General features: G+C 40.3%; 13 protein-coding genes, 1 tRNA gene, 1 other RNA gene and 1 other annotated feature. Of the genes, 4 read left to right on the top strand and 11 right to left on the bottom strand.

Annotation, left to right across the window (positions count from 1 at the left end):
• Positions 1–329: 329 nt before the first annotated feature.
• From ACFWE9_RS22665 to tadA, 7 genes are all read right to left on the bottom strand, one after another.
• Positions 330–599, bottom strand: a complete 270-nt coding sequence (locus ACFWE9_RS22665) for a pro-sigmaK processing inhibitor BofA family protein (RefSeq protein WP_377358919.1) — start codon at positions 597–599, stop codon at positions 330–332.
• A gap of 104 nt (positions 600–703) precedes the next feature.
• Positions 704–922: a YaaL family protein gene (locus ACFWE9_RS22660; protein WP_230162882.1), complete on the bottom strand. Its 219-nt coding sequence runs from the start codon at positions 920–922 to the stop codon at positions 704–706.
• Between the two features lie 19 nt (positions 923–941).
• Positions 942–1,538, bottom strand: a complete 597-nt coding sequence (recR, locus tag ACFWE9_RS22655) for a recombination mediator RecR (RefSeq protein WP_034316264.1) — start codon at positions 1,536–1,538, stop codon at positions 942–944.
• 61 nt (positions 1,539–1,599) lie between these two features.
• A complete protein-coding gene (locus tag ACFWE9_RS22650; protein WP_230162903.1) occupies positions 1,600–1,917 on the bottom strand; it encodes a YbaB/EbfC family nucleoid-associated protein in 318 nt (105 codons plus the stop codon).
• 21 nt (positions 1,918–1,938) lie between these two features.
• The gene (gene dnaX, locus ACFWE9_RS22645) at positions 1,939–3,627 is read right to left on the bottom strand and encodes a DNA polymerase III subunit gamma/tau (protein ID WP_377358917.1); all 1,689 of its coding nucleotides are present in this window, start codon (positions 3,625–3,627) and stop codon (positions 1,939–1,941) included.
• A gap of 162 nt (positions 3,628–3,789) precedes the next feature.
• Positions 3,790–4,054: signal recognition particle sRNA large type (gene ffs / locus ACFWE9_RS22640), an RNA gene on the bottom strand.
• 151 nt (positions 4,055–4,205) lie between these two features.
• Complete coding sequence (tadA, locus tag ACFWE9_RS22635) at positions 4,206–4,712, bottom strand: tRNA adenosine(34) deaminase TadA (protein ID WP_230162886.1); 507 nt, start codon at positions 4,710–4,712, stop codon at positions 4,206–4,208.
• 140 nt (positions 4,713–4,852) lie between these two features.
• Here tadA and ACFWE9_RS22630 point away from each other — a divergent pair, with 140 nt between their 5' ends.
• The 3 genes from ACFWE9_RS22630 to ACFWE9_RS22620 all read left to right on the top strand — a co-directional run bounded on the left by ACFWE9_RS22630 (position 4,853) and on the right by ACFWE9_RS22620 (position 6,885).
• Complete coding sequence (locus ACFWE9_RS22630; RefSeq protein ID WP_377358915.1) at positions 4,853–5,398, top strand: cysteine hydrolase family protein; 546 nt, start codon at positions 4,853–4,855, stop codon at positions 5,396–5,398.
• 178 nt (positions 5,399–5,576) lie between these two features.
• Complete coding sequence (locus ACFWE9_RS22625; protein WP_377358913.1) at positions 5,577–6,236, top strand: deoxynucleoside kinase; 660 nt, start codon at positions 5,577–5,579, stop codon at positions 6,234–6,236.
• Positions 6,214–6,885 carry a deoxynucleoside kinase gene (locus ACFWE9_RS22620; RefSeq protein WP_230162892.1) on the top strand — a complete coding sequence of 224 codons (672 nt, stop codon included), beginning with the start codon at positions 6,214–6,216 and terminating at the stop codon, positions 6,883–6,885. Before ACFWE9_RS22625 ends, ACFWE9_RS22620 begins: the two co-directional genes overlap by 23 nt.
• 120 nt (positions 6,886–7,005) lie before the next feature.
• Here the strand turns inward: ACFWE9_RS22620 and ACFWE9_RS22615 are convergent.
• The 4 genes from ACFWE9_RS22615 to guaB form a co-directional block, all read right to left on the bottom strand.
• A tRNA-Ser gene (locus tag ACFWE9_RS22615) sits at positions 7,006–7,098 on the bottom strand.
• 133 nt (positions 7,099–7,231) lie between these two features.
• Positions 7,232–8,509, bottom strand: coding sequence for a serine--tRNA ligase (gene serS, locus ACFWE9_RS22610; protein ID WP_230162895.1), 1,278 nt, complete (start codon positions 8,507–8,509; stop codon positions 7,232–7,234).
• Positions 8,510–8,572: 63 nt separating this feature from the next.
• Positions 8,573–8,798 (bottom strand) — a binding site (T-box leader).
• Positions 8,799–8,865: 67 nt separating this feature from the next.
• Positions 8,866–10,185: a D-alanyl-D-alanine carboxypeptidase family protein gene (locus tag ACFWE9_RS22605; RefSeq protein WP_230162897.1), complete on the bottom strand. Its 1,320-nt coding sequence runs from the start codon at positions 10,183–10,185 to the stop codon at positions 8,866–8,868.
• 173 nt (positions 10,186–10,358) lie between these two features.
• On the bottom strand, positions 10,359–11,822 hold the full coding sequence (gene guaB / locus ACFWE9_RS22600; protein WP_230162899.1) for an IMP dehydrogenase: 1,464 nt from the start codon (positions 11,820–11,822) through the stop codon (positions 10,359–10,361).
• A gap of 112 nt (positions 11,823–11,934) precedes the next feature.
• On the opposite strand from guaB, the gene ACFWE9_RS22595 reads away from it, so the two are divergent.
• Positions 11,935–12,900 (top strand): YaaC family protein, encoded by a 966-nt coding sequence (locus ACFWE9_RS22595; protein WP_377358910.1) that lies wholly within the window; start codon positions 11,935–11,937, stop codon positions 12,898–12,900.
• Positions 12,901–13,044: the final 144 nt, after the last annotated feature.

Raw genomic sequence — 13,044 nt, 5'->3', positions numbered from 1 at the left:
TGTTTGACTTGCTCATTTGCTTTTTTGATAGTGTGTGCTCACTTAAAATTTAACGTTGGCGCTTTGTTTTGTTCAGTTTTCAAAGAGCAATTTTTGTCGTTTATCTCGTAAGCGACTTTATCATCTTATCATTTACCCATTCTAATGTCAATGTTTTATTTCACATTGTTTTTTTTGACTGGGAGTTTATTCCGTCGTTATTGGCGACTCCTAATATATTATCAGCTTGATTAGCTTTCGTCAATAGTTTAATCAAGTTTTTTTAAAAACATTAATCAACTATAACATGGATAAAAACCTCAAGGAGATATCCATGAGGTTTAAGCCCTTTAAACGATCCAATAACCAATGGCTGCCAACGCTGCAACTCCTGGAATTCCAAGCAGACCGGCGACCGCTGAAGTAACCGGATTAATAGGTACATGAATGCCAGCTTGATTCCCAAGTGTATTCAAAAAGAACAAAAAGGCTGCACCGATAATGATTTTTATAATCCCCTGCCCTATGAACCGGACGGGTCTTAGGGGCGTCCCGATAATGAGTAACATTAAGATCAGGCCGCCAATTACAGCAACAAAGACAACAGGTTCCAAACTCATTCCTCCCCGCAAGCTTGTACTACACTTATATGAAGGGATGGTTGGATTAAGAACCCAAACAAAAAAATGACTATGAAGTCCATTCCTTCATAGTCATCTCCTTATCATCTTTTTATACGGACGTTCCTTCTTTTAACTTCCCTGAATAAATAGAAGTATTTCACTTCCGCCAGTCTTGTTTGAGTGATTACTTCCTCAGATGGATCCACGCTTTTTTCAAGTAATGATTTTTGATTGTGCCAATTCCATTTCAAATGTTCAAGCTCTTCGATTAATGACTCATTGAATTCATTTCGGAGCCTCTTTTTTTTACGAAAGAACAAGTGAAGTCCTCCCAGCTATCTATATTTCTCTTCTTCCTTCTATTGCTTTTGATAGCGTCACTTCATCGGCATACTCCAAATCTCCGCCAACTGGAAGTCCGTGGGCAATTCGAGTCACTTTAATCCCTGATGGTCTGAGCAACCGCGAAATATACATGGCCGTTGCTTCACCTTCAATGTTAGGATTAGTCGCCAAAATGACCTCCAGCACTGTTTCATCTTGCAGGCGCTTCAATAAATCAGGAATATTTATATCTTCCGGCCCGATTCCATCCATCGGTGAAATACTGCCATGCAGTACATGGTATAAACCATTGAACTCTCTCATCTTCTCCATGGCTATTACATCTTTCGGGTCCTGAACCACACAAATCAGACTTCTGTCTCTCTTTTGATCTTCACAGATATAACAGGGGTCTTGATCCGTAATATGACCACAGACTGAACAATACATAAGATTCCGCTTTGCATTCACAAGTGCTTTTGCAAAATCCAAAACAGTATCTTCCTTCATGCTTAGCACATGAAAGGCTAATCGCGCAGCCGTTTTAGGCCCAATCCCCGGCAATTTCATAAAACTATCAATGAGCTTGGAAATTGGTTCTGGATAATGCATCAAATTCCTCCTATAAACTCCAAAAGAAACCTCCAAAAAGGAAGTTTCTTTTGGAACTTGCTTAAAACATACCCGGAAGGTTCATTCCTTTAGTGAATTGTCCCATCGTTTGGTTTGTCAGTTCTTCTGCCTTTTTCAAAGCATCGTTAGTTGCAGCCAGCACTAAATCTTGAAGCATATCGATATCATCAGGATCGACAACTTCAGGTTTAATGATTACATCAACTATTTCTTTATGGCCTGTCACGAAAACCGTTACCATTCCACCGCCGGCAGTGCCTTCAATCTTTTTTTCTCCTAATTCTTCTTGTGCCTCTGCCATCTTCTTTTGCATCTTTTGCATTTGTTTCATCATGTTTTGCATATTACCGCCACGCATACCCATTTTCCTTACCTCCAATTATTCTTTAATTTCAAGTAAATCATCGCCGACTAATTTTCTAGCCTCTGCTATAAAGGGGTCTTCCTCTTTTGAATCCGTTTCTTCTGGACCGTCGAATTGCTGTGTTGAAATGAAGTCCTCCCGCAACCCTTGCCACTGACTATCCGGAACACCGGCTATCTCCATTCGATGCCCTGTCAATTGTTGCATGATCGAGGCAATCACTTCCACGAAACGGTTATTTTCCATTGCCATTTGACAATGAATATCATATTTGAATTTTACCACAAAAGCTTCCGTTGACGCAGCAACAGGTTCTGCCTCCGTTAATAAAGCTGCCAATGACTTTTGGTTTTGCAGTCCTAACTGTTCAAGGATTTCCCCCCACTTACTTTTCACAGCATGAAGATCCGGTTTTGTAGCTTGTTTCAAAACTTGATTGATCTTTCCTGCAGGTGCTTTATACGCTTTTTTAATGGCCCTCTGTGCTTTCGCCTGTTCAGCAGGTTTTTCTGTCATGGCCGCTGGGATGCCATTTTTCTGCATTTCCAGTAACTTCTTCTCTAAATCCTCTATTTTCAACTGCAACTGCTGAAGCTGTCCATTATCCATTTGAGTTGGCCTTTGCTCATTACATAGCTTCACAAGTGCTACTTCAAGAAAAATTCTTGGATGATTTGTCCACTTCATATCCTGCTGTGTTTGATTGAAACTCTCAATAATGGAATAAATGGATTCAGAAGAGATCACTTCTGCCAATTCTTTAAATTGCGGATCTATCAATACACGCTCAAAGGACTCTGCAAGGGCTGGTGCCGTTTGAAACAAAAGCATATCGCGGAAATAATAAATCATGTCTTCTATAAACCTAGCCGGGTCTTTACCCATGGCTAGTAATTCTTCAAGGACTTCAAGTGCCACTGCCACTTCTTTATCATATATAGCTTTTGCCAACCGGCTTAAAAATGCTTGCGAAACAGAACCAGTGACAGTCAATGCATCTTCCACAGAAACAGTCTCCGCACTGAAGGAAATAGCTTGATCAAGCAGACTTAGTGCATCACGCATTCCACCTTCGGCCGCTCTCGCTATGATATGCAGGGCTTGTTCGTCACAAGAAACTCCCGTTTCTGCGACAATTTGTGACATCCTGCCGACTATATCTTGCGGTTGAATCCTTTTAAAATCAAACCTTTGGCAGCGGGAAATGATCGTTAGTGGAATCTTATGAGGTTCCGTCGTCGCCAATATAAAAATAACGTGCTTTGGAGGTTCTTCCAATGTCTTTAATAGGGCATTGAAAGCTCCTTGTGAAAGCATATGTACCTCATCAATGATATAAACTTTATATGTAACCGCGTTCGGTGCATATTTGACCTTATCACGAATGTCACGGATTTCCTCGACACCATTATTTGATGCTGCATCAATTTCTATAACATCTGATATGGAGCCATCAGTGATTCCGCGGCAGGTAGCACATTCGTTACAAGGCTCACTCGTAGGGGCATGCTCACAATTCACGGCTTTAGCCAGAATTTTGGCAGCACTCGTTTTCCCTGTCCCACGTGGACCGGAAAATAAATAGGCATGCGAAACCTTTTGTCCGACCAGGGCATTCTGCAACGTTTTCGTTACATGTTCCTGCCCAACTACATCAATGAATTGTTGCGGCCGCCATACCCGGTATAATGCTTGATACCCCACGGAAATCCCTCCTTTTTTCTCCATCCTGTTTATTATACATTACTGATTTCATTAATTTCAAAGTCTAAAAATAAAATTCATTAATTGCCTCATTCTTTTCGAAACGCCATAAAAAAAAACCCACCCGAAACGAATGAGTTTTTTGATTATGTAAAATAACTGCCGTGCACCTTCTGTCGATTAGCAACCATAAGCGTTACTTAAGCAGTTAGCTCGGCCCAGGCAACCCTGCGGCACATGAGAACTTCCACTTAATGCTGCTTCCTTCCGGACCTGACATGGTTCATGGAGTCCCATTGCGCAGGACCCGGGCGTCAACACCACTTACTTAAGGCAGGCCCTACAGAATGCTAACCTCGAGAAGGGATTCAACCTCGCTAGAGCGGATTGCGAGTACAGGGCACCGCTACCTCCCCGTCTAGCACGGCAAATGTAATACCAAATTCATAGCGTCTTACCGACGCATAATTCATTATACTAAGGTAACAAAAAAAACGCAAGTGTTGTTCATTGAACAGAATGGTTTCAATATTTTTCAACAGAAGAAAAGCTGCGCGTTCAACGATCATTATTTACTTTTATTTATTTTCTTCAATACGCTTTAGTGCTTTCTCTCTTTTCAAAGTCTTCTTTCGATCCCTAAGCTCTTTAAAAAAAGAAGTCAATATCCCACCGCACTCTTCCCCCAATACACCGCTTGTTACTTCACATTGATGGTTGAAGCGTTCATCTTGAAGTAAATCCATAAATGTCCCTGCGCAACCTGCCTTTGGATCAAACGCTCCAAAAACAACCCGCCTTACCCTGGATTGCAGAATAGCACCCGCACACATCGGACAAGGTTCCAATGTGACATATAACGTTGCATCCTCAAGACGCCAACTTCCAGTAGCACGGCAGGCCTCATTGATCGCAAGCAGCTCAGCATGTGCAATTGCATTCTGTTCCGTTTCCCTCAAGTTGTGCCCTGTCGAAATAACTTTATCATCTATTACGATTAAGGCGCCAATCGGCACTTCATTTAACATCTGCGCCTTTTTGGCTTCCTTTAAGGCTAAATTCATGTAATAAACATCATCCTTCATAAAAAAGCCCCCTCATATTAAGTAGGAGTAAACAGACAAATATAGAACAAAATAAAGGTCATACTACTTATTCTAATGAATAGTAACGCAAGCGGCATACCAGCTGCAAGTAAATTCTCACAATAAAAGGAGGATATAACATGAATCGACCTAAATCGCCTTCCTTTGCCTTGCTTATCATTGATATGATCAATGATTTCGAATTCAAACACGGTGATATGCTCCTTGAACATACCATGCTTATCATCGAGCCGATTTTGAATTTAAAAAAACAAATGAAAGAAAAAGGTTTTCCGATCATTTATATCAATGACCATTATGATTTATGGCAGGCTGACTTCGATAAAATAATCGACACCTGTAAAAACGAAGGAAATGCCCGATTGATCGAAAGGATCAAACCGCAGCAAGACGAGTTTTTTCTCATCAAGCCTAAGCATTCTGCATTTTATGGGACAGCACTCAATACACTACTCAAACGATTGAAAGTGGAAACCTTAATCATTACCGGCATAGCTGGAAACATCTGTGTGCTTTTCACGGCTAATGACGCTTATATGCGAGAATATGAATTATGGATACCTGAGGATTGCATCGCTTCAGCATCAAAGGAAGATAATCATTATGCATTAAAGATGATGAACCATGTTCTCAAGGCTTCCATTAAAAAAAGCGGGGACATATAAGGTACTCAGCCGAACTAGGCAACATATCTCCTCGTAAAACACTCTTTCATTCTCCTTCATTATCAACCTGACAAAAATATCACTTAAGTCCCAAGTCTGTGATACAATATCTCTTGGCTGAAAAACCTAATAAATTGGGAATTTCGCCTTGATACCTCATTGAAGGAGGACAGTTAGGATGAAATCCACCCCATTTATCACTGTCGAAGGACCAATCGGCGTGGGAAAAACATCACTGGCAAAAGTTATCGCGGATCATTTTCAAATATCATTATTGAAGGAAATTGTAGATGAAAATCCATTTCTCGGAAAATTCTACGACAATATTGATGAGTGGAGCTTTCAAACAGAAATGTTTTTTCTATGTAACCGATATAAACAATTGGAAGATATCGAAATAAAACATCTAACGAATGACCAGGCCGTGGTGGCTGATTACCATATATTCAAGAACTTGATATTTGCTGAGCGAACGTTGAAAAACAGACAATACGACAAATACCTTGAAATATTCAATATTTTGACACGGGATATGCCAAAGCCTAATATGGTGATTTACTTGCATGCAAGTCTTGATACACTTCTGTCACGAATCGGCAAAAGAGGGCGTGAAGTCGAAAAAAATATATCCTCCATTTATTTAGAGCAGTTATCGGCGGATTATCAGACATTCATGGAAACGTTTGAGAGACAACACCCTGATATTCCTGTTCTTACATTTAACGGAGATGAACTGGATTTCGTCGGGAATAAGGATGATTTGAAAACGATAATCAGCCAAATAGAGAATGCCCTGCAAAAAGGAGTAAAGTCAAATGAACTTACGAAAGAAATATAATATTCCAAACAACGCCGTCATTACGATAGCAGGGACGGTTGGCGTAGGAAAGTCGACCATGACCAATGCATTAGCCGATGCCCTTCAATTCAGGACATCCTTTGAAAAGGTTGATACGAACCCCTACCTGGATAAGTTTTACGATGATTTTAATCGTTGGAGTTTCCACCTGCAAATCTACTTCCTCGCTGAACGTTTTAAAGAGCAAAAGAAAATCTTTGAATACGGGGGAGGTTTCATCCAAGACCGTTCCATTTATGAAGATACTGGAATATTTGCAAAGATGCATTATGAAAAAGGGACAATGAACGAAGTGGACTATGAAACATACACTAGTCTTTTCAACGCCATGGTAATGACGCCCTACTTCCCGCACCCTAATTTACTTATCTATCTTGAAGGCTCACTGGACGATATTATCGATCGTATCCAAGAACGAGGCCGTCCAATGGAACAGCATACCCCAATTGAATATTGGCAGGAAATGCACGGCCGTTATGAAGAATGGATCGATCAATTCAATGCATGTCCTGTCCTTCGATTAAATATAAATGAATATGACCTTATGCAAGATGAGGCAAGTATCGAACCTCTTATAAAACGGATTGCTGAATATATGGAGCAAACTAAATTGTTACGAAATATGTAAAACAGAAAAACCACTGGTAACCCAGTGGTTTTTAGTATATTAGAAAACAAAAATCCCGTTACATTTCTGTAACGGGATTCATCGATATCCAATTTATGCGCTGTGGTTATTAATAAGTTATGGAGGAGGTAGAGGGATTCGAACCCCCGCGGGATTTGACTCCCCTGTCGGTTTTCAAGACCGATCCCTTCAGCCGAACTTGGGTATACCTCCGTATCAACATTTATTATAATACATGGAATTAAAATCAAAGTCAAGCACTCTAGAACGTTTTTTAAAATAATTGTTAAGCTTAGATAAAAAGGAGAATCAGCCCCTTTTAAAGAGGCCGATTCCTTTCCTTAACTTACGGTTTAATGACTTCCACACCACGCATATATGGTCGTAATACTTCAGGAATGATCACACTGCCATCTTCCTGCTGATAATTTTCAAGAAGAGCGGCGACTGTACGGCCGATTGCCAAACCTGATCCATTTAAAGTATGGACATGTTCCGGTTTTCCTTTTGCATCACGTCGGAAGCGGATATTGGCCCGTCTAGCCTGGAATCCTTCAAAGTTACTGCAAGAAGAAATTTCGCGATACGTTCCATAACTCGGAATCCAAACCTCAAGATCATACTTTTTAGCGGCAGTGAAACCAAGATCACCCGTACACATACTTAGTACTCGATATGGAAGTCCTAGCAATTGAAGGACTTTTTCGGCATGACCTGTAAGGTTTTCCAATTCCGCATAAGAATCTTCAGGCTTCACGAACTTCACTAGTTCAACCTTATTGAACTGGTGCTGACGAATTAACCCGCGGGTATCACGACCGGCAGACCCTGCCTCTGAACGGAAAGAAGCGCTGTATGCCGCATAGCTTATTGGCAGATCGTCCATACTCATGATTTCATCACGATGGTAATTTGTCACGGGCACTTCTGCAGTAGGAATCAAGAAGTAATCTTCACTTTCAATTCGGAAGGCATCCTCTTCGAACTTTGGCAATTGACCCGTACCAGTCATGCTTGCACGGTTCACCATATATGGAGGCAGCATTTCTTCATATCCATGTTCTTCAACATGAAGATCAAGCATGAAGCTAATTAAAGCACGCTCTAATCGAGCACCAAGACCTCTATAAAATACAAATCGGCTGCCTGTCACTTTTGCTGCCCGTTCAAAATCAAGGATGCCTAGATCTCCAGCTACATCCCAATGCGGCTTCGGTTCAAACCTGAATTCCGGCAATTCGCCCCATTTACGGATTTCAACATTATCGTCTTCCGTTTCACCCACCGGCACACTTTCATGCGGAATATTAGGAATGGAAAGCATTAACGTTTCTAACTTGGCCTCCACATCACGAAGCTCATCATCAAATCCTTTGATTCGGTCACCAACTTCACGCATTTCAGCAATTAACTGATCAGCATCTTTTTTCTCCCGCTTTAGTACGGCTACTTGCTGTGAAACTTCATTTCTTTTGCTTTTCAATTTTTCCGTATCGGCAATCAAAGTTCGACGCTTCACATCCAACTCCTCGAACTTACCTAAATCAGTTAAATCTTCTCCTCTAAATTGCAGTACGCGTTTCACTTCTTCAAAATTATTTCGGACATATTTTAAATCCAACATGTTAAATTCCTCCTCAATATTTTAATGATATATCAAAGAACGCAAAAAACTCCCGTCCCCTGAAGAAGGGACGAGAGTTAACCCGCGTTGCCACCCTAGTTGAAGGCATATGAAAAACGCCTACCACTTATCACGATAACGGCTTTTAACCGAAAGTAATTACTGACCCAATAAGGCGTTCCATACTCTGCTCCAGGAGGGATTCACAATACTCTCACACCGATTTCCACCAGCCACCGGCTCTCTATAGAAAGAAATACTTGCTACTATATCCTGTCATTGCTTTCTTATAATCACATTGTTTTCCATAATGTACTATAATTTTATACATTTCGCAACCGTTTTATACACGAAACTTAGAACCAGCCTTTTACAGTAGAAGCTACACTGCTCCATACATCCCCAAAGAATCCGCCAACTGCACGCATTGACAATACGAACCAGTTTGCCTTTTCAACAGATTCAGCAGCTACGACGCTAACTTTCACTGGTTCTCCGTTAATGTATCCGTAACTTTCGCCTTTTTTAGGAGTGACTGTGATGTAACCAAGCTTTTCGCCTTTTTTGATCGGTGCAGTCAACTTACCATCTTTGTTCAACTTGTTTTTATCGATCACTAAGTCTGTTTTATAGTTATCTTTCTCACCATTTTCAACAAGTAGCTCGACGGCTTTTTCAGATTGAATCTTAACGTTCTTTTCCTTACCTTTTATTACCGAAAGGGTTTCTTCCCCTTTCACTTGGTAATTAGCTGGGAGGACTTTTTCTTTTTTAAACGTTGCATAAGCATAATTCATCAGCTTAGTGCTATCTGCAAATCGTTCATTTTTATTAGTGGACTTCATTACAACCGTTATATAGCGTTGACCATCCCGGATAACGGTCCCTGTATGGCCATAACCTGCATAATCAGTAGATCCTGTTTTTAGTCCATCCACGCCTTTATATTCAAATATCAGGCCAGGCAACATCCAGTTGAAGTTCGGATATTCTTTTCCATCACGGAACTTCAATTTGGAAATACTGGCGATTTTCAATACTTCCGGATAATCGTTAATTAGACGATACGCAAGAAGAGCGGTATCTTTTGCTGTCATGACATTTTCTTCATCTTCTCTGCCAGTAGGATACTGCCCTAATAAATCGGTGTTATTCAAACCGCTGGCATTAACGAATTTATGGTTTTTCAAGCCTAATTTTTTTGCTTTTTCATTCATCAATTTAACAAAATTCTTTTCACTGCCAGAAACCAGCTGTGCTAATGCTACTGTCGCTGCATTACCTGAATAAACAGCCATAGCTTGATAAAGTTCCTTGACTGTATAATCTTCACCTTCCGTCAAACCAACATTCGACAAATTAGGTGCTTTTGAAAGATCATGCACATACTTATTTATTTTAACTTTTTGATCCCAACTGATTTTCCCATTTTCAATTGACTCCATGATGATGTACTCGGTCATCATTTTTGACATGGATGCAATCCCTAATACTTTATCGGCATTTTTTTCATACACGATTTGTCCTGTTTTACCATCTATAATGATGGCTGCCTCTGCTTTTAAACCTAAATTATCAGATTCAGCAAAGGCTTCCCCCGGTTGATAGGCAAATTGCGACATAACAAGAGCAAAAACAAAAGTGAAAATTAGGGTAATCTTGCTGATTTTTTTCAATTTCCAATACCTCCAACTTTTAAGCTAATCCCTATAACAAAGAAGAAACTTTATCTAATTCCCTTGACACCTTGTCTAGTTTATCACAGAAAAAATAAAAAAAATAGACAGAGTCATCGTTGACTCTGTCTATTTTTACAATAAATTTTAATGACGATTATATGTTAATTTTATTACAAAGAATAGTTCGGTGCTTCTTTTGTAATTTGGACATCATGTGGATGACTCTCTCTTAATCCTGCACCAGTCATTTTGACAAATTGAGAGTTTTCTCTCAATTCTTCCAATGTAGCTGTACCGCAATATCCCATACCTGAACGAATGCCACCAATCAGTTGGAAGATGGTATCTGAAAGAGGACCCTTATATGGCAGGCGACCCTCAATGCCTTCTGGAACGAATTTCTTGTTATCTTCTTGGAAGTAACGGTCTTTAGATCCTTTTTCCATGGCTGCAACAGAACCCATACCCCGATATACTTTAAAACGGCGTCCTTGGAATATCTCCGTTTCACCTGGGCTTTCAGTTACACCGGCAAGCATACTGCCAAGCATTACTGCATGTCCGCCAGCAGCTAAAGCTTTTACGATATCGCCAGAGTATTTAATTCCTCCATCAGCGATAATCGTTTTTCCATATTTTCTTGCTTCTGTTGCACAATCGAAGACTGCTGTGATCTGAGGGACACCTACACCAGCAACAACCCTTGTCGTACAGATTGATCCAGGTCCGATTCCCACTTTCACTACGTCAGCACCGGCTTCAATTAATGCTTTCGTTCCTTCAGCCGTTGCAACGTTTCCAGCAATGATCGTTAATTCAGGATATGTCTCGCGAATCTCTTTTACAACATCCAGGACGCCCGCTGAATGTCCGTGAGCTGTATCAAGTACAATCGCATCCACATGGGACTTAACAAGCATTTCTACACGCTTCAATGTATCTTTAGTCACACCGACAGCGGCACCGGCAAGCAATCTTCCTTGTTTATCTTTCGCCGAATTCGGGAACTCAATGACCTTCTCAATATCCTTGATCGTAATAAGCCCTTTAAGAACGCCATTATCATCTACAAGGGGAAGCTTTTCGATTTTATATTTTTGAAGAATTTTCTCTGCTTGTTCCAAATTAGTGCCTACTGGCGCTGTTACCAGATTTTCTACAGTCATGACACTGGAAATCTTCAAGGAGAAATCGGAAATAAATCGCAAATCACGGTTAGTAATGATACCCACAAGTTTTTGATCCTCTATATTGTTGACTACAGGAACACCTGAAATGCGGTATTTGCCCATTAAATGCTCTGCATCAAATACTTGATGATCTGGAGTTAAGAAAAATGGATCGGTAATAACACCGCTTTCTGAACGTTTTACTTTATCGACCAGTTCAGCTTGTGCTTCAATGGACATATTTTTATGAATAATACCTAATCCGCCTTGGCGGGCCATGGCAATTGCCATCTCAGCCTCCGTTACGGTATCCATTCCTGCACTGATGATAGGAAGGTTGAGCTTTAAATTTTCGGCTAAGTTGACTTGAAGGTTAACATCTTTCGGCAAAACCTCTGATTTCGCTGGAATTAATAGGACATCATCAAAGGTTAAACCTTCTTTTGCAAATTTATTTTCCCACATTATTTTCCCCTCCTGCTTAAAAATATTATTTGTAGGTTATCAATTGGACATACTACTGTCAAGAAGAGAAATAAATGTTTGATTATTCTATTAATTCAGAGGTGTGGCTGCAATGCCTGAAAACAATGATAATTTCGATAAATATACACCACTTTTTTCCGCATCTTCCTCACAACTTTTTTTGCAAAAATGTTACACGCACGAAAAAATAGCAGATGCGGAAATAAAAAGTTACGAAAATTGTTATCCGTTTATTTACCATCTTGAACATGCACAAACTTATTATAATCAGGCAGCCATAGCTCCACTTTCCATACAACCGATCCTCTCCTTTTATGGGTTTGCTCAATTGTTAAAGGCCTGCCTGCTCACGATTGATCCTAACTATCCTGAATCCACTTCGTTACTTGCCCATGGGGTAACTACAAGAAAAAGAAAAAAACAACAATACGAGTTTTTAAAAGACGAGGTGAAAACGCAAAAGCACGGACTGTTCACCTGCATTGCCGAGAAATTGTTCCATATCAGGCATCTGGAAGGCGAAAAATATTCGATGGGGACGCTTTTAAAAGAAATTCCAGATATGCAGAGCCATTCATGGACTATTTCCCGGAAAAACTTCGTCACCCTATTGCCCTCTTCGAACGGTTTTCAATTACCCTTAGCCATATTGGATAGCTATCAAATGTCTGGCAGTCGATTGGAGGAATTTTTGTCATCTAAAACGAAACAGATTTATCGCATCACTGAAGCTCCTGGGACACTGCACTTAAAAACGGATGATGGTCTCATTCATAATGCATCTTCCCCAATAAAGTATAACTTGGCAGAAGGACATTTCATGCTATCTCTTAATAAAGACTCTTCGGCATTTTCCTTACCTGAACTTTTGATACATTATTTGATTTCTTATAACCTAAGCATAATAGCCCGTTATGAAACAGAATGGTGGGCAGAGCTGATGAAAACCATGCCTAACGATGATTACCCCTGCATAGTCCAATTCCTTAAAATAAGCCAAGCTAAGGTGCCATTCCTAATATTTGAATGGATTAAGTCAGAAAGGTTTAACTTTTGATTGTTTTAACTAAAAATGGCGAATGGATCGTCCCTATCCTGGAACAACGAAAAAAGACCAGCCGGATGGCTGATCTTTAAAATGGCTTGGCGGCGTCCTACTCTCACAGGGGGAAACCCCCAACTACCATCGGCGCTGAAGAGC

This window comes from Peribacillus sp. NPDC060253 (genome assembly GCF_042727425.1).
Classification (GTDB): domain Bacteria; phylum Bacillota; class Bacilli; order Bacillales; family DSM-1321; genus Peribacillus.
Note: the sequence above shows the minus strand (reverse complement) of the source record. Positions and strands in the feature narration are given on the sequence as shown.